This is a genomic window from Sinomonas cellulolyticus (genome assembly GCF_014656475.1).
Classification (GTDB): Bacteria; Actinomycetota; Actinomycetes; order Actinomycetales; family Micrococcaceae; genus Sinomonas; species Sinomonas cellulolyticus.
Genome location: NZ_BNCM01000011.1, coordinates 1 through 23,695 on the forward strand (window position 1 = coordinate 1; position 23,695 = coordinate 23,695).

Below are 23,695 nucleotides of genomic sequence, written 5' to 3' on the forward strand. Positions count from 1 at the left end.
CACCCATCCTCACAGGACTGCGAGCCCCTTCCATCCCAAGGGGACCACGCTCAAAGTCGAAGACCCCCTATAGCCGCTTCCCAGCACATGAGACCTCTCGCGGCGCGCGAACTGTGCGTCCTGATCAGGGCGTGTGCCGGACGAGAATGAATAACCGTAGGGGAACATGTTTACATGCTTATGGGGCAGTGGCACGTCCTCCCGCGGCCATCCGTGAGGGAAAATCATAAATACGCTGAAATTTTGTGTTCAAATTAACGCGTAGATAATACCCATTACAGCCCGGCTACGAGCACCTCAAGGCCCTGCGTCACAAGACGATTTCAAACGATACGCGAAAAGCCTTGTGGTGCCTATTAATCCGAGGCATCGAGAATTTACGCCTGATTCGCCGGTTGGGCTAAGTAATCGCCAGTAGAGGCAGCATTGCGAACTTGATCCGTAAACAGCTCCAGAAGCTCCATGGTCTTCGTGCGAAGACCTTGGAACTCATCGAGTCCCAGTTCTAAGTGCTGTCCGTGAGCGATTGTGTTCCGCCGATGAACGAGCTCCTGATCGATCATGTTTGCGCGTAGCGAATAGAGCTGGTTCCTCTCCAGCCCCAGGCGTTCAAGGATTTCGAAGAACACGCTCGACGACAGATTGCTCTCCGAGCGCACTAGGCTTTCGGACAGGGATGCTCTTTCTGCTAGGCCGCTTCGAACAAATGAAGCGAATTCATTGTGCGTCAGAGGCCTTGCAGCCATTGCAACGGCATCCATTCGCGTCTTCAACGCGTTTCCGAGAAAGGCATCACTAAGCTTCTCATAAGAGTTGCGCTGCGTGTTGACGTACCGGATATAGAGCTGGGCTACTACTTTGACCCACCCCTCCCAATGAGCATAAAGAATAACCACGCCGGACCTGATATTGGCCCTACGGGCGTTCCCCGTCGACTGTTGAATTACCTTGAGTGTGGTCGTAAGCTCCTGTTTACGCCACGCAACCTCCGTGGAGATCGCATCATCCAGCGCTTCGACCGACCGAATCTTCGCCATCAGGCACTGATAATCTTTCGCCCCACAGGAACCATCATGCTTAACCTAGCCTCCGTAGACTTACCCGTGGCAAACCTTGCGTTCATAGCGGGAAGCTGCCAAAACTCGATGGCACAATCGCGAAGATCTGTGCGAATATCAGTCCCCTGCCGGAGGAGGAAACCAAGACTGATTGCAAGCGCTTCGAACGATGAATTCAGGAATCCGCCCTTGAAGTCCCCCTTCGCACCGTCCCACCGCCCAAAGATTTTTTCATCAGCCGCACTGAGGAGGTCGAAGGTTTTCTTGAAGACCCGTTCTGCTTGCTCCTTGTATTCCTGGGTGAACTTGAGCGCCAGATCTATCGCGAACTCCTGCAGTCCGTCCTGGAAGTTGCGAATACCTTCGATCTCCTTGTCCGACATCGCATGGAGGTAGAGGAACCGAAGCACAAGCTCCTCGTCGTATTTCCTCTGCATGTCGCCCTCGGGGAGGCGCAGAAGGGCGCCGAAGGATTCGTGGGCCGCGAGACGGCCGATCCACTCTACAAATTCGGGATTGACTCCAACAAGCTGAGCGTTGCGAATCTCCTGGTTCGAAAGCTTCGACCCGAAGGAATTGAGACGCTGAAAGAGGTCAAATTTTGTCTTCGGATCGGACTCTCGCTGCACAATCTTGAGATCAACCTTGGCACGTTTGATATCGCGCCGCTGCGCGGGACTCAAAGCCTCTGCCGCGTCCTCCCTATCGTCCCACATGAGTCCTTCGAGAGACGGAAGGTACTTCGTTGCCCTCAGCGTAAGGGCCGGGAAGCCTTCTTTATCGAGCAAGCCTTGGAGCTGTAGCAACGTGCTGATCCGCTGGAGTCCATCGACCAGTTCCCAACGCCCATCTTCATCCTGAGCGACGAAGATCGAGGGGAGGGGTATTCCGATAAGAATACTCTCAATCAACCTCGACTTTTGATCCTCGTCCCAGCGAAAGAGCCTTTGGAAGGGTGGACGGATTATGAGATCGCCTTCGCTATACATGTTAGTGAGCTCACCGACGCTCATCGGGTAGCTGTCCGTTGAAACGGTTCGCCTCGCCGCCTCGAGCTCTGATTCAAGATCGCCCATAGCGCATCACCAACCCTTACGTATCCAATCATGGTGGTTTAGTCACATGCTACCGGTGGGAGGCCACGGCCATTCGCTGCATGTGGTCTCAGGTGGCTAGATCCAGATGCGACTCCGGCCTTGGCCGCCGGTGAGGTCTGCGCGGTGACTCGGACCCGGACCGGCCAGCGTAATGTGCAGGCCGGCCATGCGATACGCCAACAACCTTGCTTCCACTCAGTGGGAGGTGACCCACCACACATGTCCGTGATCAGGACCACACTGGATCAAGACACACAGGCTTGGCCCCAAGGTCCAGCCGAAGGCCACCAGATCAAGGAGTGCTGACGTCACTGGAGACTCAGGGAACAGGCTGCCCGTTCGGGTTCGGCGCCCAGGGCGGCACCGGCACAGGTGCGGCGCCCGCTGGAGCTGGCCACGCGCCGTCGTCCGCCCCCACCGCAACCCACAACGCCACCCACCACGGCTACGAGCCGTTCCAGATGAAGAACCCCTTCCCGGCATACGCCGCCCTCCGCGCCGAGGAGCCGGTCATGTGGGACGAGCGGATCGGCATGTTCGTGGTCACCCGTTACGACGACATCAAGGCCGTCTTCGACGACTGGAAGACCTTCTCCTCCGAGAACGCCCAGGCCCCCGTCCGCAAGCGCGGCCCCCAGGCCACCCAGATCATGAACGAGGGCGGCTTCACCGCCTACTCCGGCCTCTCCGCCCGCATCCCCACCACAAAGCAAGTTTTGTAGGACTGTTCACTGAGTGAAGACCTCCGAAGGGTTCACCAGGACTGGCACAAGGCAGCCATCCGCTACGAGCACTAAGTGCAGGTGGCCCTCGACATGGCCCGCGCCGACTACGCCCGCGCCATAAAGCTGCTCAAGGCTGACATCATCCGCTAACGTTGCGCCCGCGCCCGATAGGCCCGGGCCTGCTCCTCGTACCAGACCACGACATCCGGGTTGGCCAGGGAGCCCCGGTTGACGGCGTGGCTCGGGTCCATCCCGGCGAAGAGCTTCTTGACCGGAACCTCGACCTTCTTGAGCGCGTGCGTGATCGGGACCCTGGGCGCCGCGATTACCTCGTCGGGGACATGCCGGGCGCTGGTCCGCTCCCGGATGGTCCCGGTGATCTTGGCCTTGCGCTCCTCGGTGAGCTCGACGCCGTCGTCCAGCACCACGAACAGCGGCATGTAGTAGCCCCCGCCGGGCTCCTCGATCCCCAGGACCATCGCGTCTCTGACCTCGGGGACGTGCTGGAGCGCGTTGTAGATGTCCGCGGAGCCTAGCCGCACACCCTGGCGGTTCAGCGTCGCATCAGAACGCCCGTGCACCACGAAGGCCCCCCGCGGGGTCTCGGTGATCCAGTCGCCCTGGACCCACACGCCCGGGAACTTCTCGAAGTAGGAGCCGCGGTACTTGGCCCCGTCCTCGTCGCCCCAGAAGAACAGGCCACTCGGCTGGTCGGAGAGCAGGAGGCAGCCGTCGAAGTCGAACATCACCCCCCACACCCGGCCCACCCGGGCGCTCAGGGCTGGGTCGAGCGGGCGGCCGACGGTGCTCACGCCCGAGCCACGGGTCCGGCCCACGTGCGCTGGCTGGAAGAAGCGTTATCCACATACACGAGTCACCGCATGCGCAGGCTCGCGCCTATGCCTAGCGTGACGAAGGTGAATCCGTCGCCGCCACCCATCACCGCGATCGTCCTCCAACAAGCACCGGCCCAGCCTTGGCAGGTCTGGGCCGCATTTGCACCGCTCATCGCCGCTGCGGTCGCTGGCGTCATTGCCACGGCCGCGCTCTGGCAGAGGCGCCGTTCCGACAACCGGGCCGAGTGGTGGCGCAGAGCGCAATGGGCCATGGACGCAGCGCTCTCGGACAGGCCGGCGCAAGCCCTCATGGGCCAGCGCGCGATCTATGTGCTGAGCGGGAGCCGGCTGGCTTCCACTGAGGAATTCGTCTTCCTGAGGAGCGCCACCGAAGACCCGATCGATGCGGTTCAGGACGACATAGACGATGCCCCCAGAGGTCGCGACAATGAGAGGCAGGAGAATGAAGCCTGATCTGAGGGGACAAGGGGCGATGGGCACCACCCGCAGCACGGAAGACCGTCCGAGCGGCAAACCGCGCCCGCAGCGCACATTCTCGCCAGCCAGCTACGACCGCCGAGTCCAGATCGCTGCGGCCCAAGCCCGAGTCACGCTCGACAAGCGCCTCCACATCAAAACGCCGCAGTGGATCATCGATCTGGCCAACGAGGAGCCTCGCACCAGTTCCTAGCGATGGCCACCCTGACGGGATGCCTGACGAAGCATCCGCCAAGAAACTCCACTTCCACTGAGTGGAAGGTGACCCACTGCACTCCCCGGTGATCGGGGCCACACTGGATCCAGACGCACAGGCCCGGCCCCCCGCCGAGCCGAAGGCCACCAGATCAAGGAGTGCTGATGTCACCGGAGACTCAGGGAACCGGCTGCCCGTTCGGATTCGGCACTCAGGCGGGTGCCGACACGGGTACGGCGCCCGCTGGAGCCGGCCACGCGCCGTCGGCCGCCAACGCCACAACGCACAACGCCACCCACCACGGCTACGAGCCGTTCCAGATGAAGAACCCCTTCCCGGCGTACGCTGCCCTCCGCGCCGAGGAGCCGGTCATGTGGGACGAGCGGATCGGCATGTTCGTCGTCACCCGCTACGACGACATCAAGGCCGTCTTCGACGACTGGGAGACCTTCTCCTCCGAGAACGCCCAGGCCCCCGTCCGCAAGCGCGGCCCGCAGGCCACCCAGATCATGAACGAGGGCGGCTTCACCGCCTACTCGGGCCTCTCCGCCCGCATCCCCCCGGAGCACACCCGCATCCGCGGCATCGTCCAGAAGGCCTTCACGCCGCGCCGGTTCAAGGTCCTCGAGCCCTTCATCCGCCAGAACGTCGCCGACCGCCTCGACGCGATGATCGCGAAGGGGACGGACCACGGCGAGATCGTCAAGGACCTCGCCTACGAGGTCCCCACCATCACGATCCTCACCCTCATCGGCGAGGACATCAGCCGCATCGACGACTACAAGCGCTGGTCTGACTCGCGCGCCGCCATGACGTGGGGCGACATGACGGACGAGGAGCAGATCCCCCACGCGCACAACCTCGTCGAGTACTGGCAGGCCTGCCTCGCGCTCGTCGCCAAGGCGCACGCCGAGGGCGGCGACAACCTCGTCGCGGACCTCGTCCAGGCCCAGAAGGACGGCGCCGAGATCTCCGACCACGAGATCGCCTCGGTCTGCTACAGCCTCCTCTTCGCCGGCCACGAGACCACGACGACGCTCATCTCCAACGCGGTCCGCCTCCTCGCCGCAGACGCCACGATCTGGGCCCAGCTCGTCGAGGACCCCAAGAAGATCCCGGGCGCGATCGACGAGGTACTCCGCTACTCCGGCTCGATCGTCGCCTGGCGCCGCAAGGCCACGAAGGACGCCGAGATCGCCGGCGTGAAGATCCCCGAGGGCTCCGGCGTCCTCCTCGTGATGGGCTCCGCCAACCGCGACGAGTCCAAGTTCGAGGACCCCGAGCTCTTCGACATCGCCCGCCCCAACGCCCGGGAGCACCTCTCCTTCGGCTTCGGCATCCACTACTGCCTCGGCAACATGCTCGCCAAGCTCCAGGCCAAGATCGCCCTCGAGGAGATGACGGCAAAGCTCCCCCACCTCACCGTGGACGACCCGGAGAGCATCGAGTTCCGCGAGAACCTCTCCTTCCGCGTCCCGATCGCGGTGCCCGTGAGCTGGACCGAGTGAGCACGACCCAATGAGCGCAACCATCATGGAGACCACGACAATGCAGGACACACCAGCGATGCAGGACACCGAGTACATCCAGTTCTTCGACGGCGGCACCGAGCCGACGCTGGCCAACCTCGGCGGCAAGGGCGCCTCGCTCGTCACGATGACGTCCGCGGGCATGCCCGTCCCGCCCGGATTCGTGGTGACCACCGCCCAGTTCGACGCGTTCATGCACGAGGCCGGCATCACCGACCACATCCACGCGCTCCTGGCCGGCCTCAACCCGGAGGACGTCGCCGAGGTCGACGCCGTCTCCGCCACCATCCGCGCGGACATCGAGTCCCGCCCCATCCCGACCGAGGCCCGCGCCCAGACCGTCGCCGCCTACGAGGCGCTCCAGTCCCGCTTCGACACCCCCGTCCCGGTCGCGGTCCGCTCGAGCGCCACAGCGGAGGACCTACCCGACGCGTCCTTCGCCGGCCAGCAGGACACCTACCTGTGGCTCGAGGGCTTCTCCGCTGTCGGCGAGCACATCCGCAAGTGCTGGGCCTCCCTCTACACCTCGCGCGCCATCATCTACCGCCTCAAGAACAACATCCCCAACGAGGGCCTCTCCATGGCGGTGGTGGTGCAGAAGATGGTCAACGCGAAGGCCTCCGGCGTCGCCATGACCCTCGACCCCACCAACGGCGACCGCTCCAAGATCACCATCGACGCGAGCTACGGCGTCGGCGAGATGGTCGTCTCCGGCCAGGTCACCCCGGACAACATCGTCCTGGACAAGGTCACCCTCACGCTCATCAACGAGCACCTCGGCGACAAGCACGCCGAGCTGGTCCCGGACCTCGCCGCCCGCAAGCTCGTGGAACGCGAGGTCGACGCCGAGCGCCGCGCCCGCCGCTGCCTCACCGACGCGCAGCTCAGCGCGGTAGCGACCCTGGCGAAGCGGGCCGAGAAGCACTATAAGTGCCCGCAGGACATCGAGTGGGCCCTCGACGCGGACCTGCCCGACGGCGAGAACCTCCTGCTCCTGCAGGCCCGCCCCGAGACGGTCCACTCCTCCAAGCCCAAGACCGAGCCGACCTCCACCGTCCCGGCCGGCCCCGCGGCGTCGTCCGGCTTCAGCTGGAACTCCGTCAAGCTCTTCGCCTAGCCCCACCCCGCCCCCTCCCCCGAAGAAACACGAAGACAGGACACACCAATGTCGATGAAGTCCTTCCCGAAGCCCTCCGAGCTCCCGGTCCCCGCCGGAGCCGAGGGCTGGGAGAAGCTGTACCCCTACTACCTCGTGTTCCAGGACAAGCTCAAGGAGCAGGAGGACGCCAAGTTCTGGTTCTGCGACAGCCAGCACTGGCCCACCGTCTTCAAGCCGTTCGAGACGATCGGCGGCGAGTTCGCGGTCAAGTGTCTGGGCCAGTACAACGCCCGCCACCTCATGATCCCCAACGCGAACGGCATCGAGTTCCGCATCCACCTCGGCTACCTCTACATGAGCCCCATCCCCGTGCCCGAGGACCAGATCCCGGCCCGGGTGCCGCTCTTCGAGGAGCGCGTGGGCTACTACTTCCAGAACTGGCCGCGCCTGCTCGAGCAGTGGCACACCAAGGTCAAGGGCACCATCGACGAGATGGAGAAGATCACCTTCGCCAAGCCCCCGGCCGTGGTGCCGATCGAGGACATCCACTCCGGCAAGGCCATGGACGGCTCCGAGGTCCTCATGGAAAACTACGACCGCCTCATCCAGCTCGCCTACCAGAACTGGCAGTACCACTTCGAGTTCCTCAACCTCGGCTACATCGCCTACCTGGACTTCTTCAACTTCTGCAAGCAGGTCTTCCCGAACATCCCCGACCAGTCCATCGCGACGATGGTCCAGGGCGTGGACATGGAGCTGTTCCGCCCCGACGACGAGCTCAAGGGCCTCGCCGCCCTCGCCGTCGAGCTCGGCATCCAGTCCGCCTTCGAGAACGCGGACGACGCCGACGCGACCCTGAGCGCGATCCGCGCCTCCGAGGGTGGCGAGCACTGGATCACCCGGTGGGAAGAGGCCCACGACCCGTGGTTCAACTTCACCGTGGGCAACGGCTTCTACGGCCACGACAAGTACTGGAACGAGCACCCCGAGATCCCGCTCAACTACATCAAGGACTACATCGCCCGCCTGGACGCGGGGCAGGAGATCCTCCGCCCGGTCGAGGCCCTCATCGCCGAGAAGGAGCGGATCGTCGAGGAGTACCGCGAGCTGCTCGACGGCGACAACCTGGCCGCGTTCGACGGCAAGCGGGCCCTGGCCGCCCAGTGCTACCCGTACGTGGAGAACCACAACTTCTACATCGAGCACTGGACCATGGGAGTGTTCTGGCGCAAGATCCGCGAGCTCTCCCGCATGTTCCACGCCGAGGGCTTCTGGACCCAGCCCGACGACCTCCTCTACCTCTCCCGCAACGAGGTCCGCGACGCGCTGTTCGACCTCGTGACCTGGTGGGGCGTGGGCGCCTCCGAGCCGATCGGCCCGAGCTACTGGCCCGAGGAGATCGAGCGCCGCCGCGCCATCGTCGACGCGCTCAAGACCGCCCGGCCGGCCCCCGCGCTCAACACCCCTCCCGCCTCGATCACCGAGCCGTTCACCCGCATGCTCTGGGGCATCACCACCGAGCAGGTCCAGCAGTGGCTGGGCGAGGGCGAGGCCGTGGAGGGCGGCGGCCTGCGCGGCATGGCAGCCTCCCCCGGCGTCGTCGAGGGCCCGGCGCGCGTGATCATGGACGCCGACCACCTCTCCGAGGTCCAGCAGGGCGACATCCTCGTCGCCCCCGTCACGGCGCCGTCCTGGGGCCCGATCTTCGGCAAGATCGCCGCGACCGTCACGGACATCGGCGGCATGATGAGCCACGCGGCCATCGTGTGCCGCGAGTACGGCCTCCCCGCCGTCACCGGTACGGGCTCGGCCTCGACGACGATCGTCACCGGGCAGCGGCTTCGCGTCGACGGGACGAAGGGCACGGTCGAGATCCTCGACGCTCCGGTTGTCGAAGGACCCGGCGCCCACTCGCACGAGCACGGCGAGCCGGCGCATGTCTGAGCAGCAGACACCGTCCCAGTCCCCTCGGCTCGCCCTCATCACGGGGGCGGCCGGGGGGCTGGGCCGGGCCTTAGCCCTCGGCTTCGCCTCCCGCGGCTACAAGCTGGCCGTCGCGGACGTGAACGCCGCCGGCGCCGAGGAGACCGCCCAGATCCTGCGCAGCCAGGGCACCGAGGCGATCGCCCTCAAGGTCGACGTCACCGACGTCGCGTCCACCGAGGCGATGGCCGCGGAAGCCGCCGAGTTCGGCGGAGGCCGCATCGACGTCGTCGTGAATAACGCCGCGATCTACGCGACGGTGACCCGCAGCCCGCTCGAGGAGATCGACCCGGCCGAGTGGGACCTCGTGATGGGCGTGAACCTCAAGGGCCCGTGGCTCGTGACCCGCGCGGCCAGCCCCTACCTGGGCGACGGCGGGCGCGTCATCAACCTCTCGAGCGCCACGATCTACTCCGGCTCCGAGCAGTGGGCCCACTACGTGGCGTCCAAGGGCGGGGTCGTGGCCCTGACCCGGGTGATGGCCAAGGAGCTCGGCAAGCGCGGCATCACGGTCAACGCGATCGCCCCCGGCTTCACGCTCACCGAGGCCAGCTACGGACTCATGGAGAACGCCGCGACGTACGGCGTGGACCGCGGCTCGATCAAGCGGGCCAGCCAGCCCGAGGACATCGTGGGCGCCGCGCTCTTCCTCGCCAGCCCGGACAGTTCCTACATGACCGGCCAGACCCTCGTGGTCGACGGCGGCCGGCAGTTCATCTAGACCTCACGTACCCACCAGGAGCAGCGAACATGACCACCACCGTCCACTACACCGACGCGGAGGGCACCGTCCGGGACATCGAGGGACGCCCCGGCGACTCCGTCATGGAGACCGCCGTGCGCAACGGCGTGCCGGGGATCGTCGCCGAGTGCGGCGGATCGCTCTCCTGCGCCACATGCCACGTGTTTGTCCGCGAGGACTGCCTCTCCGAGCTCCCGCCCATGGAGCCCATGGAGGACGAGATGCTCTACGGCACCGCCGTGGACCGCGAGGAGAACTCCCGCCTCTCCTGCCAGCTCAAGCTCACCGAGGGGATGGACCTGTACGTGACCACCCCGGAAACGCAGGTGTGAGATGACTGCGTCAGAGAACGGGTCAGAGAACGCCCCGACGGGCCTGCTGATCATCGGCGCGAGCCAGTCCGGCGTCCAGCTCGCCATCTCGCTCCGCGCGCTCGGCTTCGAGGAGCCCATCACGCTCCTCGGCGAGGAGAACCACCGCCCCTACCAGCGCCCCGCCCTCTCCAAGGAGTGGCTCCAGGGCGAGGTGGGCAACGAGTCGCTCATCTTCCGCTCCGCCGAGTACTGGGACGAGCACAACGTCACGATCGTCAAGGACCAGCGGATCGTGCGCGTGGAGAAGAATCCTGACGGTTCCGGCGTCGCGGTCGCCGCGTCCGGCGCCGAGTTCCCGTTCAAGCGGCTCGCGCTCACCGTGGGTGCCCGCGCGCGGAAGATGGCGGTCGACGGCGCCGACCTGGCCGGCGTCGTCTACCTCCGCAACGCCGATGACGCCCTGGCACTCAAGGCTATGGTGGGCGACGCGACCGACGTCGTGGTGGTGGGCGGCGGGTTCATCGGCCTCGAGGCCGCCTCGAGCCTGAAGAAGATGGGCAAGAACGTGGTGCTGCTCGAGCACGGATCCCGGCTCGTGGGCCGTGCGGTGGGCGAGGAGACCGCCGAGTTCTTCCTTGACGCGCACCGTGCCCGCGGCCTCGACCTCCGCCTGCAGGCGCGCATCGCCCGGTTCACGGGCAGCGACGGCGCGGTCACCGGCGTCGAGCTCGAGGACGGGACCGTGCTGCCCGCGCAGATCGTACTCGTGGGCATCGGCGTTATCCCCAACACGGAACTTGCCGAGCAGATGGGCCTCGCCGTGGACAACGGCATCGTGGTGGACTCCCACGCCCTCGCCTCCGACGGGACAACCGTGGCGGTGGGCGACTGCGCCAACATGCCCAACCCCGTGCCCGGCTCCCCCGCCGGCGAGCGCATCCGCCTCGAGAGCGTCAACAACGCGATCGAGCACGCCAAGGTGGCCGCGTACTCCCTCATGGGCCGGCGCGAGGACTACGCGGGCATCCCGTGGTTCTGGTCCAACCAGGCCGATCTCAAGCTCCAGATCGCCGGCCTCTCCATGGGCTTCGACGAGACCGTGGTGCGGCGGGACGACGAACGCGGCAAGTTCTCCGTCCTGTACTACCGCGACGGGCAGGTCATCGCCGCCGACTGCGTCGACGCCCCGCTCGACTTCATGGCCGTCAAGAACGCCCTCACCAAGGGCCAGAACATCCCGGCCGCCGCCGTCCGCGACGCCGCACCCGACGTCCAGCTCAAGACCCTCGCGGTCCAGCGCGACGCGCAGGATGTGCCCGCCTGAGCGACCCTGCCCCGTTCGAACGGTGCGAAACCGCATGAACGGTGCGGCCCGGCACCGATCTTGCGGCCCAGGGCCGACCATGCCGCGCAGAGCCCCATCGATTTCCTTGCCCCGGAGGACCCCATGACCGACCACCCCACCATCGCCTCGCCGGAGGCGAGCGCGACACCGCCGCAGCCCAGCGGGGACGAGCCCGCGATCGACAGCGAGCGCGCCGACGCGTTCGCGGCCGCCCACCCCGTCCGCCCCATCCCGGCGCAGAGGCCGGTGGACACCCGGCCCATCTGCGAAACGCCGAGCGCCTCCGACTTCCTGAACCCGGTCTGGAAGGCCGTGGTCGAGGAGACCCGAGCGCGCGGCAACGACATCCACCTGCCCATCTCCGTCGCCTACGCCGAGCGGCTCTGCGATGCCTACCCGACCGCGGACCGCGAGGTCGTGCTCGTCGCGACGCTCCTGCACGACACGGGCTGGGCGCACGTCGACGAGTCGCGCATCCTCTCCGAGGGCTTCACCGGCGACTGGCGCAAGGCCCAGATCCGATACGAGCACGAGCACCAGGGCTGCATCGTGGCCCGCCGCGTGCTGCCCGGGCTCGGCTACGCGCCCGAATTCGTCGAGCGGATCACCGCGATCATCGAGGGCCACGACACGCGGCACGTCGCCTACTCGATCGAGGACGCGCTCGTGCGCGACGCCGACCGGGCGTGGCGGTTCGACCGGGCCGGGATCGCCCTCGCGTCCTCGTGGTTCGGCATGGACCCGGCCACCTACGCCGACCGGCTCGCCGCCGAGATCGTGCCCGAGCTCATCACCGCGGCCGCCGTCGAGATGGCCACGGCAGACCTCGCGCGCTCCAACGCGCTGCTCAAGACGGGAGTACTGCGATGACCACCAGCCCAGCCCAGACGGCCGGTTCCGCGGCGGCCGGTTCAGCGGCGGCCGGTTCCGCGGCCGCGGGAGGCGCCACCGCGCCGTCGTCCGCTGCCTCCGGCACTGCCGCCGAGCGCCGCGCCGCGCTCAGCCTGCCGTACACCCGGGTGGACGACGTGTTCATCGACGGCGCCTACGTCCCCGCGCACGGAACCGGCCGCAACCCCGTGACCGACCCCGCCACCGGCGAGGTGTGGGGCGAGGTCCCGGACGGCTCCCCCGAGGACGTCGAGGCCGCCGTCGCCGCCGCGCGCCGGGCGTTCGACGACGGGCCCTGGCCCCGCCTCTCGCCCTCCGAGCGCGCGGCGCACCTGCTGCGGATCGCGGACGAGATCGAGGCCCGCGCCGAGGTGCTCGCCCAGACGAACACGCGCGAGAACGGCTCGCCAATCACGGAGACCCGCGGCGCGGCGGCGAACGCGGCCGGGATCTTCCGGTACTTCGCCTCCCTCGCCGGCTACCTCGAGCGCGAGGACGTGCGGCCGTTCCCGTTCGCGCCCGGCCAGGAGTCCGTGGTGCGGCGCGACCCGGTGGGGGTCTGCGCGCTCATCGCGCCGTGGAACTTCCCCATCAACCTCGTGGTCATCAAGCTCGCCCCGGCGCTGCTGGCGGGGTGCACCGTGGTGATCAAGCCGGCCTCGCCCACACCGCTGTCGATCCGGTTCATCGTCGCCGCGGTCGCCGCGGCCGGGGTGCCGGCCGGCGTGGTGAACCTCGTGACCGGATCCGGGCGGATGGGCGACGTGCTCGTGAAGCACCCCGGCGTGGACAAGGTGGCCTTCACCGGGTCCACGCCTGTGGGGCGGCGCATCGCGGCCGCCTGCGGGGAGCTGCTGCGGCCGGTCACGCTCGAGCTCGGCGGCAAGTCCAGCGCGATCGTGCTGCCGGACGCCGACCTGGACGCGATGTCCAAGGTCCTCATCCGATCCTCGATGCGCAACACCGGGCAGACCTGCTACATCTCCACGCGCATCCTCGCGCCGGCGTCCCGGTACGAGGAGGTCGTGGAGATGGCCACCTCGGTGATCTCCGCAGCGCCCCAGGGAGACCCCCTCGACCCCACGACCGTGTTCGGGCCCTCGGCGACCAAGTCCCAGTTCGACACCGTCATGGGGTACGTCGAGTCGGGCCTCGCGGAAGGCGCGCGGGCCACGACCGGCGGGAGGGCGGCGTCGTTCGCCCCGGGGACCGGGCTCGAGGGCGGCTTCTTCGTGGAGCCGACCGTGTTCGCAGACGTCACCCCGGACATGCGGGTGGCGCGGGAGGAGATCTTCGGACCGGTCCTGACGATCCTCAAGTACGACGACGCCGGGCCGTCCCGCGGCGTGGACGAGGCCGTGGCGCTGGCCAACAACACCGAGTTCGGGCTCGGCGGCCTCGTGTTCTCCGCCGACCAGGACGCGGCACTGGCTGTGGCCGACCGGGTGGACACGGGCTCGATCGGCCTCAACTTCTTCGCCTCGAACCACTCGGCGCCCTTCGGCGGCCGGCACGACTCCGGGCTCGGGACGGAGTACGGGATCGAGGGCCTGGGGGCGTACCTGACGTACAAGTCGATCCACAGGAAGACCCGCTAGCCCCTGCCGGGGATGTGACCCCTCACCATCCACGGTGAGGGGTCACTTCCCTGGCGCCCCGCGCGGGAAGACGCCCCGCGCGGGAAATGTTGAGTTGAGCAGGGTTAGGGCGCTCGCCACCCTGCTCAACTCAACATTTCGCGGAGGGGCCCGCCGAGAGCGGAGAGAGGCGCTCGCGATGGGTTCCCGCGCGCTCGGCGTCGGACTACGTTGGGCCCATGACCAGCACCGTTGAAATGCGCCTGGAACTCATCCACGTCCCCGTCAGCGACGTTGACCGCGCCCGCGACTTCTACGTCGAGAAGTGCGGGTGGCAGCTGCTCACTGATCACGTACAGATGAACGACATGCGAATCGTGCAGATCTGCCCGCCCGGCTCCGGCTGCGCGATCCTGCTGGGCCGCAACATTCCGGAGATCAGCGACATGCCGGTCGGCGTGCAGAAGGGCCTGCACCTCGTCGTCGCGAACATGGACGAGGCCGTGGCGGACCTGAGCGGCCGGGGCGTCGAGCTCGGCGAGGTCCAGGACCTGGGCGGCGTCCTGTACTGCCGGTTCGAGGACCCGGACGGGAACTCGTGGCTGCTCCAGCAGTGGGCCGAGGGCGGCTTCCCGCATGAGTAGCGACGGCGGGAGCAGCGGCGGCACGGCGCCCCCCGTCAGGCGTTTCGACCACATCGGCATCACGGTCTCGGACCTCGAGGAGGCCACGGCGTTCTTTGTGGGGCTTGGCTTCGAGATCGAGGGCGGCCCCTCCCCGATCGAGGGCGCCTTCATCGACACCGTGACCGGGATCCCGGACGCGCGCAGCGAGATCCTCATGCTTCGGCCGCCCGACGGCGGCACGTGCCTCGAGCTCTCGAGCTTCGCCCACCCGGACCACACCCCGGGAAACCCGCATGCCCTCGCGAACGAGCTCGGCCTGCGCAGCATCGCCTTCGAGGTCGACGACGTCCCCTCCCTCGTCGAGAAGCTCGCCGCGGACGGGTACGGGCTCATCGGCGGCATCGGCGAGTACGAGGACTACTGGCGCATGGCCTACGTGCGCGGGCCGGACGGGATCACGGTGGCCCTGGCGCAGCGGATCGGCTGAGTCCGGGGGGGGGCAGACGGCCCCGGTGTGGGGGAGGGCCTGTTTGCCCGCCCACGCCCACGGGTAGGATCGTGGCGCGACTGAGCGGAGGAGGCTGTCCACGACATGGAGACGACCATACGCGAGCGCGGCGAGGATGAGCTCCTCGAGGAGTTCCTCGTCAGCCCGGACCTGAAGACCTTCCTGACACGGCTCTCCCAGTTGGCCGCCCAGGACCTCTCCGGCGAGGCGGGCGCCGTGTCCTGCAGCGTCACGCTGGGCCGCCGCGGCCGCCGGGCCACTCTGGGCAGCAGCGATCCCATTGCCGACGCGATGGACGAGATCCAGTACGCGAGCGGCCAGGGGCCGTGCCAGGAATCGGTGTCCACGAAGAAGACGGTGTACATCCCGGACCTGAGGACCACCACCCGCTACCCGCGGTACCGCAAGGCCGTCTCGGGGTCTCCCCTCCGGGCTGTCTTCTCCACGCCCATCCCCCTGCCGACGGAGTCCGACGCGGACGCTGCGCTCAACTCCTACAGCAGCCTGCCTGATGGGTTCTCGGACGAGCTGCGGGCACAGGCCGAGCATCTGGCAGGACTCGCATCGCGTACCCTCCGGCTCGCGCTGCGGGTAGCCCGGGAAAGCGAGCGTTCCGCGGACCTCGAAGCAGCGCTCGAATCCCGGACCACCATCAGCCTCGCCGCCGGCGTCATCATGGCCCAGTCCAACTGCACCTCCGCCGAGGCGATGCAGGTGCTCAAGAAGGCGTCCATGAACCGCAATCAGAAGCTGCGGGACGTCGCCGCGGCGATTCTGGCGCGCTACGGCGAGAAGGACCGGGAGACCTTCTTCGGCTGATCCTCCCGAGCCCCGGAGCACGAGCCGGGAGCCGAGCGCCAAGCGCCTGCTTCCACACGCTGCCGCGCCGAGGGCCCCTCGCCCCGACCCCGCCACTAAACACGCGCCCCGACCCCGCTCTAATACGCAGGCGGGCGTACGACGGCGGGCGGCCACCCGCCGTCGTACGCCCACCTGACGCGCCGGGCTCAGCTCATCACGGACACCCCAGCGCGCCGCCTCAGCGGGAACTCCGGACGGTCCGGGCGGTGGAGTGCGATCAGCGCGCGGGCAATGCTGCGCGCACGGGCCGCGGCGCCCAGATCCCCCTCGATCGAGGCCACCATGGCCCCTTTGGTGAGGATGTGGAACGACCAGGCGAAGCCCTCGGGATCGTCCAGGCCGGCAGCCTCCGCGAGCGCGGCGAGCCGTCCCCGGATGGCCGCGAGATGGTCCATGGCAGCACGGCCCAGCGGGTGGTCGCCGCCGAACTCGATGAGGACCTTGAGGAACGTGTTGACCTCGGCGGCACCCCGCCGGAACCACTCGTCGAGCACGGTGAAGGCAGCGAGCAGGGCGTCGTCCGGCGAATGGCTGTGCGCGATCGCGTCCTCGATGGCCTCGGACCGCACCGCGTACCACCGGTCCATGTAGGCGAGGACCAGCGCATCCTTCGACCTGAAGTGACGGTAGAAGGTCGCCTTCGCGACGCCGGAGCGGGAGATGATCTCATCGATCCCCACATCCCGTACCCCACGCTTGGCAAACAATCCGTACGCCGTCTTCAGGATCTTCTCCCGGGCAGAGGGGCTCGGCTCCGTGGCTGCCCGGCCAATTTCTCGACCGTTCATGGCACCCATCCTAGCAAGATCTGGACAGACAGGTCTGTCTACTTGTATAACTTTCTTCGAGGACAGACAGGTCTGTCTTGTTGAGTAGCACCAACAACATCAGGCGCCGCATAGCGGCGGAGACGAGGAGGTTGCTGTGGACAAGCTGGGAACGCGCGTGAAACCTCTGCCAGTCGAGGCGGAGCACGGGGACACGGGAACTGCTCTGGATGTGATGGACGCGCCCTGCGCTGCAGAGCTCGTCATGGAGTACTTGGGCGTGGCCGATGCGCTGGCCCGCAGGCACCGGACCCCCGGGCATGATCTGGACGACCTGCGGCAGGTGGCCCGCCTCGGTCTGATCCGGGCAGCGCAGCGCTACCGCGAGGATGGTGGCCACGGATTCCTCCAGTACGCGGTGCCCACGATCTCGGGCACCATCAAGCACTACCTCCGCGACAATTCCTGGACGGTGCGGCCCCCGCGCCGGCTCCAGGAGCTGCGGCTGACCGTCCGTGCCGCCCAGGGGCAGCTTGCCCAGGACCTCGGCCGCGAGCCCAGCGTCAGCGAGATCAGCAAGGCAACCGGCGCCGCCGAGACGGAGGTCGTCGAGGCGAAGGGCGTCGGCGCGGCGATGACCGGAGTCGAGATCGACTCACTCGACGCGGGGCTCGACTCCGACGGTGATTCCGCCGGCTACCTCGTCCCAGTGGTGGATGCGGGGTTCGAGCAGGTCGAGCAGCGCGAACTCATCGCCTCGGCACTCACCTGCTGCAGCGATGAGGACCTGCGCCTGGTCAAGATGCGGTTCGTGGACGAGATGACCCAGCGCGAGATCGCCGCTGAGCTCGGCGTGAGCCAGATGCAGGTCTCGCGCCTGCTGAAGAGCGTCCTCAGCCGGATGCGCCGCAAGCTGGCGGCGTAAAGCACGATGGCGGCGCAGTCCGCCCCCGTCCCGCCAGATCACTCGAGCTCAAGGCCGGGCCCCAGTCTTCGGGGCGGCCTGCCCTCGACGAGCTTCTCCATCCGCTCCCGTGTGCCTGAGCCCGGTGCGGGCAGGTACGCGACGATGTGGAGCGTCGGCGCGTCCGAGGGAACGAGCTGGTGCTGCTCGAAGTCGAGCCGCCCAGCCACAGGATGCAGGAACGTTCGGGCACGGGAGGCGAAGCGCCGCACCTCATGGTCGTCCCAGGCGCGGGCGAAGTCCTCTGAGTCGCGTCGGAGTCTGGTGATGAGTTCGAGGTGCGCGGCCCGGTCGGCATGCGACCCCGCTTCAGCACGGTAGTCCGCAAGGAAGCTGCGCACAGTGACCTCCCAATCGGGAAGCATGCCGCGCACGTAGGGGTCCGTAAAGGTGAGCCGCAGGAGATTGCGGTCGCGGACCGGCACAGTGGCGATGCCCGGGAAGAGCGCCTCGTACCCACGGTTCCAGGCCCCGATGTCCCACGTGGACGTCACGGCGAAGGCGGGCGCCGGGTCCAGAGCATGCAGAAGGTGCTGGACATGGTCCGGCACTGGCTCTGGACCCGGCGCCGCTTCGCGTGGTGCGGGAGCGTACCCGCTCAGGCCCAGGACGTAGTCGTGCTCGGGAGCGCTCAGGCGCAGGTTGACCGCGACGGCGTCGAGCACGTGGCGTGAGGGATTGATGTCGCGGCCCTGCTCGAGCCATGTGTACCAGGTGACCGAGACGCCGGAGAGGAACGCTACCTCCTCGCGGCGCAGCCCCACGGTGCGGCCGCGTCCGACGGGAGGGAGCCCGTAGTCGGCCCGGACGGCCCGCTCGCGCCGTGCGCGGAGGAAGGCACCGAGTTCCTTGCGCCGGACTTCCGCGGCGTTCACGTCCACCCATCAACGCTAGCACTCTCAGTACTAGTACTGGGGGCGTCTGGAACAGGGCCGCGCGCGGGTGGCATTCTGGTGCAATGCCAGCACTTCGTTCCCGCACCGTGACCCATGGCCGCAACATGGCCGGCGCCCGCGCACTGATGCGCGCCTCCGGCGTCGCCAACTCGGACATCGGCAAGCCGATCATCGCCGTCGCCAACTCGTTCACCGAGTTCGTCCCCGGCCACACCCACCTGCAGCCCGTGGGCCGCATCGTCTCCGACGCGATCCTCGCCGCCGGCGCCGTGCCGCGCGAGTTCAACACGATCGCGGTGGACGACGGGATCGCCATGGGCCACGGCGGCATGCTCTACTCGCTGCCCTCTCGCGACCTCATCGCCGACTCGGTCGAGTACATGGTCAACGCCCATTGCGCCGACGCCCTCGTGTGCATCTCCAACTGCGACAAGATCACGCCTGGCATGCTCATGGCCGCCCTGCGCCTGAACATCCCCACGGTGTTCGTCTCCGGCGGCCCCATGGAGGCCGGCCGCGTGACGCTCACGGACGGCTCGGTGCGCTCCCTGGACCTGGTCAACGCGATCTCGGACGCGGTGGACGAGTCCATCTCCGACGCCGACATCGACCTCATCGAGCAGAACGCGTGCCCCACCTGCGGCTCGTGCTCCGGCATGTTCACGGCCAACTCGATGAACTGCCTCACCGAGGCCATCGGCCTCTCCCTGCCGGGCAACGGCTCGGTCCTTGCGACCCATACCGCGCGCAAGGCACTCTACGAGCGCGCCGGTGCCACCGCCGTCGACCTCGCCAAGCGCTACTACGAGGACGACGACGCGTCCGTCCTCCCGCGCTCCATCGCCACCGCGGAGGCGTTCGACAACGCGATGGCCCTCGACATCGCGATGGGCGGCTCGACCAACACGATCCTGCACCTGCTCGCGGCCGCGCAGGAGGCCGGCGTCGAGTACGGCCTGGCGGAGATCGACGCGAAGTCCCGCAAGGTGCCGTGCCTCGCGAAGGTCGCCCCGAACGTGGCCAAGGACAAGACGTACTACATGGAGGACGTGCACCGCGCCGGCGGCATCCCCGCGCTCCTGGGCGAGCTCAACCGCGGCGGCCTCCTGCACACCAACGTGCGCTCGGTCCACTCCCCCGACCTCGCCTCGTGGCTCGACGCGTGGGACATCCGCGGGGGCAAGGCCACCGAGGAGGCCCAGCAGCTGTGGCACGCGGCCCCCGGCGGCCAGCGCTCCTCGACGGCGTTCTCGCAGTCGAACGAGTGGACCTCCCTCGACACCGACGCCGAGGGCGGCTGCATCCGCTCCGTGGAGCACGCCTACTCCAAGGACGGCGGCCTCGCCGTGCTGTACGGGAACGTGGCGATCGACGGCGCCGTGGTGAAGACCGCCGGCGTGGACGAGTCCATCTGGACCTTCGAGGGCCCCGCGGTGGTGTGCGAGTCGCAGGAGGAGGCCGTGGAGAAGATCCTGAACAAGACGGTCAAGGAAGGCGACGTCGTGGTGATCCGCTACGAGGGGCCCAAGGGCGGCCCTGGCATGCAGGAGATGCTCTACCCGACCTCGTTCCTCAAGGGCCGTGGCCTCGGCAAGAAGTGCGCGCTCATCACCGACGGCCGCTTCTCCGGCGGCACCTCCGGCCTCTCGATCGGGCACATCTCCCCCGAGGCGGCCTCGGGCGGGACTATCGCCCTCGTGAAGGACGGCGACCGGATCCGCATCGACATCCCGAACCGCTCCATGGAGCTGCTCGTGGACCCCGCCGAGCTCTACGCGCGGCGCGAGCACCTCGAGGCCACGACCGGCTACCACCCGGCCAACCGGGAGCGGCACGTCTCCGCGGCCCTGCGCGCCTACGCCGCCATGGCCACCTCCGCGGACAAGGGCGCCGTGCGCGACGTCGACTCCCTCACGCGGCTCACGTCCCCGCAGCCGATCGGCTGACACGGTACAGACAGGCCAGGCGGCCCGCCCCCGTTCGCTCGGGGGTGGGCCGCCTGTTTGTGTGGTGGGGCGTGCGGGCGCGTCAGGCCTGCGTCGAGACGAGTTCCTTCGTGGCCTCGCCGTCGGCCTTCTCGGCCGTGACCGCGGGACCGGCGGAGGCGTCGGTGGCGGTCGTGGTCGAGCCAGAGGGCGCCGTAGTGGCCGTGGTGGCGGTCGTGTCCGACGCCGCCGCGGGTGCCTGGGCCGCGGGTGCCTGGGCCGCGGATTCCTCAACCGGAGCCTGCGGCCCGCGCAGGAGCGGGTTGAGCCCCGTCACGGTCGAGAGCTCGGGCATGAGCTGGCGCGTGGATGCGGCACTCTTGGCAGCGGGCCGGCTCGAGGGTGCCTTCGCAGCGGAAGCCGCCACGGGCTTCGTCGCTGGAGTGCTCCGTGCAGCGGACGTGGATGCACCGGCACCCGCCGCAGCGGCGGGCTTGCGCGGCTTCCGCTTCGGAGCCGGCTTCGGCTTCACCGGCGCGGCCTCCCCGGGAGCCTCCGAGACGGTCTGGGCCGCCGCGCCCGGCGTCGCACTCGCGGCTGTCGCGGCAACGGGGACGGGCCCAGTAGCCGCCGCCGCGTCAGCGACAGCCTCGGCCGCGGACGCATCCTGCAGGACGGATTCGACAACGGCCACCCCACCGGCCGCCACCGCGAGGCCGCTGCCTGCAGCCGCCTCGACCCCAGACTCCGCCGTGCCAGCAGCGTCAGCCGCGGCGGCGCAGTCGTGCGCAGCAGCCGCCAGGGACGCCTCCCTGGCGGCCGCCAGCGCCGCCTCCTTCTCCGCCGAGCTGCGCGCGTACTGGACGAGCAGCACCGTGAGGTGCGTGATCGCGAGGAGCACCACCGGGGGCATCGCCGCGACGAGCGCCGATACGATGACCGGCACGTTGCCGTTCGAGGCCTTGACGGCGAGGATCGCGTGAATCGAGTTCGCGGCGGTCGAGACCACGGCGCCGAAGAACAGCAGGACCCACGGATAGAACTGCTCCTTGCCCTCCCGGCCCGCAAGGGCCACGATCGCCACGGTCGCCGCGACGATCATGCCGTCCACAATGAGCGGCCACATCCAGCCGATCTCGGGCTGGATGCCGGCACGGACGGCCAGGTCGGTGAGTGCGGAGAAGCTCAGGACAAAGGCGCCGGAGCCGATCACGACGGTCGATGCGATGCCGGTGGCGACGATCGGCTTCGAGATCGGCTTGTGCGCGGGCGCGGTGGAGGAATCGGTCGTCTGGGGGTTCACACTAGTTTTCTACCACGCGTAGGTGACGCCCAGTGACTGAGCCCCGGGTCACCTCCGGCGGTAGTAGTCCCGCCAGATCAGCCGGTGGATCGGGATGATCCGGGGCAGCGAGCGGACCCCGGGGATGAACGGGACGAGCATGAGCGCGAGGGTCAGGACGACCATGATCCCGCTGATGACGAGGTCCGCGTTGGCAAGCGAGTTGAAGGGCGGGATCTGGTACCAGAACGAGAACAGCCACAGCCACGACTGGCCCGGATAGTTCCCGGTCTCGTTCATCATGCCCCACTGGTCGCCGGTGAGGTGCTGGTCGTCGGCCAGGCCGTTGAAGTAGGTGCCGTCGCCGAGGAAGAGCTCCGTGCGCGTGCGGTCCATGCCGGCGAGTGAGCCGCCGTCGAGCACCCGGTCGAGGGAGCCGGAGGCGGCCATGCCGAGCAGATCCGTGTCGAGGGCGGGACAGGCCCGTAGTCTCCCGCCGCGACCTTGGCGGGATCGTTGTCCGGGGCCTTCGAGAGGGCGTCTGAGTAGGCCGTGGTCCAATCGGTGCGCTGCTGGTCCGTTGCGCCAGTCCACACACCAACCTCGGCGGGCACCGCCGGGAGGGTCTCCAGCGGGCCGATGACGAGGTCCTGCGCGGTGTCGATGGGGAGGCGCACCCCCGAGAGGCTCTGGAGGTCGATCGGGCCGAGCGTCTGGCTCGCGCCCTGCGTCGAGTTGTAGGGCGGACCATACTGGGCGGTGTCGCTGGTTCCGCCGAGCTCGGCGGTTGCCGTCGCGACGAAGTCCGACGGCGCCGTGGCGGCCCACTGCTTGAGCGTCACGGGTGCCTCGTCCGGCGAGCCGACGATCGCAGCAAGGCCGACGACCATTACCCCCACGACGACGAGGGCGTAGACGAGCTCCTTGACGAGGTCGTACTCCCGTTCGGCCCCGTGCCACGGCTCGCGGTCGAGATCTCGGTCTACCCGGGGCGGCCGGCGATGCGGCGTGTGACTGCGTTCCTTGAGCGTCATGACACCTCACGCCCTTCCGAGGTCGGTTTCGGGGAGCGCAGTTGGGCGTCGCTCTCGGAGGCCTCGAGCGGCGGCACGACTCCGTGCACGCGCACGAGGAGGACATGGAGCACGACGACGGCCCCCACCGCGAGCGGCAGCAGCACGATGTGCCACATGAGCACCTGGCCCAGGTTCGCGGGGTTGAACCACGCGCCGACGCCGACGGCGTTGAGCGCATCCTTGGCCTGGAACGCAATCCACTGGGAGTCGAAGTTGGTCTGGAGGAGGTATCCGGTGAACGCCGTGACGATCGAGACGACGAACGCGATGACGCCCGTGATCCACGTCAGCGCCCGTCCTCCGCGCCAGGATGCCATCCAGAACTTCCCCCACAGGTGGATGACCATGAACATGAAGAACAGCTCAACGCCCCAGAGGTGCGTGCTGTTGATGAAGTGCCCCGTGGCGGAGACGTGGTACCAGGCCGGCCCGTTGAGGGCGAGGACCACGCCGGACAGGATCACGTACAGGAGCGCCGCGATCGTGGCCATGCCGAAGACGTAGATCCACGAGGCCACGTAGCTCGGCTGGGTCTCCGGCAGGAGCTTGTCCGGCGGCAGCTTGCGCGTGCCCCAGTCGCGGAAGCGGCCCGTCCAGTTGGCGATGTGGCCGCCGGGAGGCACGGGCGCCACGCCGTGCGCTTCGGTGTGCGCGCCGCTCATCGCCGGTTCCTCCCTCCGGGGAAGGGCAGGAACAGTGCGGCGGCGAAGAGGAGGATCATCACGAGGATGACGATGAGGTTCCCCAGCTGGACCGTGAAGGGTCCCCATCCGAGGTAGACGCCGTCGGCTCCGAGGCGGGCGGCCGCAGTCCACGCAATCATTGTGATGTCCACGGCACCACGGTCCGCCCGCCTCCTGATCCGAACTAGGGACCAATGGCCCAGCAGGCCCAAGTCCC

The 23,695-nt window shown here is 68.0% G+C and carries 26 protein-coding genes; 16 read left to right on the forward strand and 10 right to left on the reverse strand.

Annotation, left to right across the window (positions count from 1 at the left end):
- Positions 1 to 377 precede the first annotated feature (377 nt).
- Together IE231_RS13315 and IE231_RS13320 are read right to left on the reverse strand one after the other, a co-directional pair.
- Positions 378 to 1,037: an MAE_28990/MAE_18760 family HEPN-like nuclease gene (locus tag IE231_RS13315; RefSeq protein ID WP_189694469.1), complete on the reverse strand. Its 660-nt coding sequence runs from the start codon at positions 1,035 to 1,037 to the stop codon at positions 378 to 380.
- On the reverse strand, positions 1,037 to 2,134 hold the full coding sequence (locus IE231_RS13320) for a DUF262 domain-containing protein (RefSeq protein ID WP_189694470.1): 1,098 nt from the start codon (positions 2,132 to 2,134) through the stop codon (positions 1,037 to 1,039). Before IE231_RS13320 ends, IE231_RS13315 begins: the two co-directional genes overlap by 1 nt.
- Positions 2,135 to 2,454: 320 nt before the next feature.
- Here IE231_RS13320 and IE231_RS13325 point away from each other — a divergent pair, with 320 nt between their 5' ends.
- Complete coding sequence (locus IE231_RS13325; RefSeq protein WP_229866948.1) at positions 2,455 to 2,877, forward strand: cytochrome P450; 423 nt, start codon at positions 2,455 to 2,457, stop codon at positions 2,875 to 2,877.
- A 149-nt stretch (positions 2,878 to 3,026) separates the two neighbouring features.
- Here IE231_RS13325 and IE231_RS13330 read toward each other — a convergent pair whose 3' ends face one another.
- Positions 3,027 to 3,716, reverse strand: a complete 690-nt coding sequence (locus tag IE231_RS13330) for an AMP-binding enzyme (RefSeq protein ID WP_201896930.1) — start codon at positions 3,714 to 3,716, stop codon at positions 3,027 to 3,029.
- Between the two features lie 81 nt (positions 3,717 to 3,797).
- On the opposite strand from IE231_RS13330, the gene IE231_RS13335 reads away from it, so the two are divergent.
- The 13 genes from IE231_RS13335 (at position 3,798) to IE231_RS13395 (ending at position 15,843) form a co-directional block, all read left to right on the forward strand.
- Positions 3,798 to 4,190, forward strand: a complete 393-nt coding sequence (locus IE231_RS13335) for a hypothetical protein (RefSeq protein ID WP_189694471.1) — start codon at positions 3,798 to 3,800, stop codon at positions 4,188 to 4,190.
- Between the two features lie 19 nt (positions 4,191 to 4,209).
- The gene (locus tag IE231_RS13340; protein ID WP_189694472.1) at positions 4,210 to 4,407 is read left to right on the forward strand and encodes a hypothetical protein; all 198 of its coding nucleotides are present in this window, start codon (positions 4,210 to 4,212) and stop codon (positions 4,405 to 4,407) included.
- A 167-nt stretch (positions 4,408 to 4,574) separates the two neighbouring features.
- Entirely contained in the window at positions 4,575 to 5,918 is a 1,344-nt protein-coding gene (locus IE231_RS13345; protein ID WP_189694473.1) for a cytochrome P450, read from the forward strand.
- Positions 5,919 to 5,928: 10 nt separating this feature from the next.
- Positions 5,929 to 7,056 (forward strand): PEP/pyruvate-binding domain-containing protein, encoded by a 1,128-nt coding sequence (locus tag IE231_RS13350; protein WP_229866949.1) that lies wholly within the window; start codon positions 5,929 to 5,931, stop codon positions 7,054 to 7,056.
- Positions 7,057 to 7,104: 48 nt separating this feature from the next.
- Positions 7,105 to 8,982: a PEP-utilizing enzyme gene (locus tag IE231_RS13355; protein ID WP_189694474.1), complete on the forward strand. Its 1,878-nt coding sequence runs from the start codon at positions 7,105 to 7,107 to the stop codon at positions 8,980 to 8,982.
- Entirely contained in the window at positions 8,975 to 9,742 is a 768-nt protein-coding gene (locus IE231_RS13360) for an SDR family NAD(P)-dependent oxidoreductase (RefSeq protein ID WP_189694475.1), read from the forward strand. Before IE231_RS13355 ends, IE231_RS13360 begins: the two co-directional genes overlap by 8 nt.
- A gap of 29 nt (positions 9,743 to 9,771) precedes the next feature.
- Positions 9,772 to 10,095 (forward strand): 2Fe-2S iron-sulfur cluster-binding protein, encoded by a 324-nt coding sequence (locus IE231_RS13365; RefSeq protein ID WP_189694476.1) that lies wholly within the window; start codon positions 9,772 to 9,774, stop codon positions 10,093 to 10,095.
- A 1-nt stretch (position 10,096) separates the two neighbouring features.
- Entirely contained in the window at positions 10,097 to 11,401 is a 1,305-nt protein-coding gene (locus tag IE231_RS13370) for an NAD(P)/FAD-dependent oxidoreductase (protein WP_189694477.1), read from the forward strand.
- Between the two features lie 123 nt (positions 11,402 to 11,524).
- Complete coding sequence (locus IE231_RS13375) at positions 11,525 to 12,292, forward strand: HD domain-containing protein (RefSeq protein WP_189694478.1); 768 nt, start codon at positions 11,525 to 11,527, stop codon at positions 12,290 to 12,292.
- Positions 12,289 to 13,911, forward strand: coding sequence for an aldehyde dehydrogenase family protein (locus tag IE231_RS13380; protein WP_189694479.1), 1,623 nt, complete (start codon positions 12,289 to 12,291; stop codon positions 13,909 to 13,911). The genes IE231_RS13375 and IE231_RS13380 overlap by 4 nt, the downstream gene beginning before the upstream one ends.
- A gap of 218 nt (positions 13,912 to 14,129) precedes the next feature.
- Positions 14,130 to 14,534, forward strand: a complete 405-nt coding sequence (locus tag IE231_RS13385; protein ID WP_189694480.1) for a VOC family protein — start codon at positions 14,130 to 14,132, stop codon at positions 14,532 to 14,534.
- Positions 14,527 to 15,003 carry a VOC family protein gene (locus IE231_RS13390; protein WP_189694481.1) on the forward strand — a complete coding sequence of 159 codons (477 nt, stop codon included), beginning with the start codon at positions 14,527 to 14,529 and terminating at the stop codon, positions 15,001 to 15,003. The genes IE231_RS13385 and IE231_RS13390 overlap by 8 nt, the downstream gene beginning before the upstream one ends.
- 105 nt (positions 15,004 to 15,108) lie before the next feature.
- Positions 15,109 to 15,843 (forward strand): GAF and ANTAR domain-containing protein, encoded by a 735-nt coding sequence (locus IE231_RS13395; RefSeq protein WP_189694482.1) that lies wholly within the window; start codon positions 15,109 to 15,111, stop codon positions 15,841 to 15,843.
- A gap of 188 nt (positions 15,844 to 16,031) precedes the next feature.
- Here IE231_RS13395 and IE231_RS13400 read toward each other — a convergent pair whose 3' ends face one another.
- Positions 16,032 to 16,673, reverse strand: coding sequence for a TetR/AcrR family transcriptional regulator (locus IE231_RS13400; protein WP_189694483.1), 642 nt, complete (start codon positions 16,671 to 16,673; stop codon positions 16,032 to 16,034).
- A gap of 157 nt (positions 16,674 to 16,830) precedes the next feature.
- On the opposite strand from IE231_RS13400, the gene IE231_RS13405 reads away from it, so the two are divergent.
- Entirely contained in the window at positions 16,831 to 17,577 is a 747-nt protein-coding gene (locus IE231_RS13405; protein ID WP_189694484.1) for a sigma-70 family RNA polymerase sigma factor, read from the forward strand.
- Positions 17,578 to 17,615: 38 nt separating this feature from the next.
- On the opposite strand, the gene IE231_RS13410 is transcribed toward IE231_RS13405, so the two are convergent.
- Positions 17,616 to 18,497 carry a helix-turn-helix transcriptional regulator gene (locus IE231_RS13410; protein WP_229866950.1) on the reverse strand — a complete coding sequence of 294 codons (882 nt, stop codon included), beginning with the start codon at positions 18,495 to 18,497 and terminating at the stop codon, positions 17,616 to 17,618.
- A gap of 77 nt (positions 18,498 to 18,574) precedes the next feature.
- Between IE231_RS13410 and ilvD the strand changes: the two genes are divergently transcribed.
- Positions 18,575 to 20,458, forward strand: coding sequence for a dihydroxy-acid dehydratase (gene ilvD / locus IE231_RS13415; protein ID WP_189694485.1), 1,884 nt, complete (start codon positions 18,575 to 18,577; stop codon positions 20,456 to 20,458).
- Between the two features lie 82 nt (positions 20,459 to 20,540).
- Here ilvD and IE231_RS18290 read toward each other — a convergent pair whose 3' ends face one another.
- From IE231_RS18290 to IE231_RS13440, 5 genes are read right to left on the reverse strand one after another with little or no spacing between them, the layout of a single operon-like run.
- Positions 20,541 to 21,740 (reverse strand): DUF2637 domain-containing protein, encoded by a 1,200-nt coding sequence (locus IE231_RS18290; protein WP_229866952.1) that lies wholly within the window; start codon positions 21,738 to 21,740, stop codon positions 20,541 to 20,543.
- A 48-nt stretch (positions 21,741 to 21,788) separates the two neighbouring features.
- Positions 21,789 to 22,022 (reverse strand): hypothetical protein, encoded by a 234-nt coding sequence (locus IE231_RS13425; protein WP_189694486.1) that lies wholly within the window; start codon positions 22,020 to 22,022, stop codon positions 21,789 to 21,791.
- A complete protein-coding gene (locus IE231_RS13430) occupies positions 22,019 to 22,753 on the reverse strand; it encodes a hypothetical protein (RefSeq protein WP_189694487.1) in 735 nt (244 codons plus the stop codon). The genes IE231_RS13425 and IE231_RS13430 overlap by 4 nt, the downstream gene beginning before the upstream one ends.
- On the reverse strand, positions 22,750 to 23,457 hold the full coding sequence (locus tag IE231_RS13435; RefSeq protein ID WP_189694488.1) for a cytochrome b N-terminal domain-containing protein: 708 nt from the start codon (positions 23,455 to 23,457) through the stop codon (positions 22,750 to 22,752). The genes IE231_RS13430 and IE231_RS13435 overlap by 4 nt, the downstream gene beginning before the upstream one ends.
- A complete protein-coding gene (locus tag IE231_RS13440; RefSeq protein ID WP_189694489.1) occupies positions 23,454 to 23,630 on the reverse strand; it encodes a hypothetical protein in 177 nt (58 codons plus the stop codon). The genes IE231_RS13435 and IE231_RS13440 overlap by 4 nt, the downstream gene beginning before the upstream one ends.
- Positions 23,631 to 23,695 lie beyond the last annotated feature (65 nt).

Excerpts from the sequence above, each read along its gene's own strand:
- IE231_RS13315 (WP_189694469.1), bottom strand. The coding sequence starts at position 1,037 with ATGGCGAAGATTCGGTCGGTCGAAGCGCTGGATGATGCGATCTCCACG.
- IE231_RS13320 (WP_189694470.1), bottom strand. The coding sequence starts at position 2,134 with ATGGGCGATCTTGAATCAGAGCTCGAGGCGGCGAGGCGAACCGTTTCA.
- IE231_RS13340 (WP_189694472.1), top strand. The coding sequence starts at position 4,210 with ATGGGCACCACCCGCAGCACGGAAGACCGTCCGAGCGGCAAACCGCGC.
- IE231_RS13345 (WP_189694473.1), top strand. The coding sequence starts at position 4,575 with ATGTCACCGGAGACTCAGGGAACCGGCTGCCCGTTCGGATTCGGCACT.
- IE231_RS13350 (WP_229866949.1), top strand. The coding sequence starts at position 5,929 with ATGAGCGCAACCATCATGGAGACCACGACAATGCAGGACACACCAGCG.
- IE231_RS13355 (WP_189694474.1), top strand. The coding sequence starts at position 7,105 with ATGTCGATGAAGTCCTTCCCGAAGCCCTCCGAGCTCCCGGTCCCCGCC.
- IE231_RS13360 (WP_189694475.1), top strand. The coding sequence starts at position 8,975 with ATGTCTGAGCAGCAGACACCGTCCCAGTCCCCTCGGCTCGCCCTCATC.
- IE231_RS13365 (WP_189694476.1), top strand. The coding sequence starts at position 9,772 with ATGACCACCACCGTCCACTACACCGACGCGGAGGGCACCGTCCGGGAC.
- IE231_RS13370 (WP_189694477.1), top strand. The coding sequence starts at position 10,097 with ATGACTGCGTCAGAGAACGGGTCAGAGAACGCCCCGACGGGCCTGCTG.
- IE231_RS13375 (WP_189694478.1), top strand. The coding sequence starts at position 11,525 with ATGACCGACCACCCCACCATCGCCTCGCCGGAGGCGAGCGCGACACCG.
- IE231_RS13380 (WP_189694479.1), top strand. The coding sequence starts at position 12,289 with ATGACCACCAGCCCAGCCCAGACGGCCGGTTCCGCGGCGGCCGGTTCA.
- IE231_RS13385 (WP_189694480.1), top strand. The coding sequence starts at position 14,130 with ATGACCAGCACCGTTGAAATGCGCCTGGAACTCATCCACGTCCCCGTC.
- IE231_RS13390 (WP_189694481.1), top strand. The coding sequence starts at position 14,527 with ATGAGTAGCGACGGCGGGAGCAGCGGCGGCACGGCGCCCCCCGTCAGG.
- IE231_RS13395 (WP_189694482.1), top strand. The coding sequence starts at position 15,109 with ATGGAGACGACCATACGCGAGCGCGGCGAGGATGAGCTCCTCGAGGAG.
- IE231_RS13400 (WP_189694483.1), bottom strand. The coding sequence starts at position 16,673 with ATGAACGGTCGAGAAATTGGCCGGGCAGCCACGGAGCCGAGCCCCTCT.
- ilvD (WP_189694485.1), top strand. The coding sequence starts at position 18,575 with ATGCCAGCACTTCGTTCCCGCACCGTGACCCATGGCCGCAACATGGCC.
- IE231_RS13425 (WP_189694486.1), bottom strand. The coding sequence starts at position 22,022 with ATGATGAACGAGACCGGGAACTATCCGGGCCAGTCGTGGCTGTGGCTG.
- IE231_RS13430 (WP_189694487.1), bottom strand. The coding sequence starts at position 22,753 with ATGACGCTCAAGGAACGCAGTCACACGCCGCATCGCCGGCCGCCCCGG.
- IE231_RS13435 (WP_189694488.1), bottom strand. The coding sequence starts at position 23,457 with ATGAGCGGCGCGCACACCGAAGCGCACGGCGTGGCGCCCGTGCCTCCC.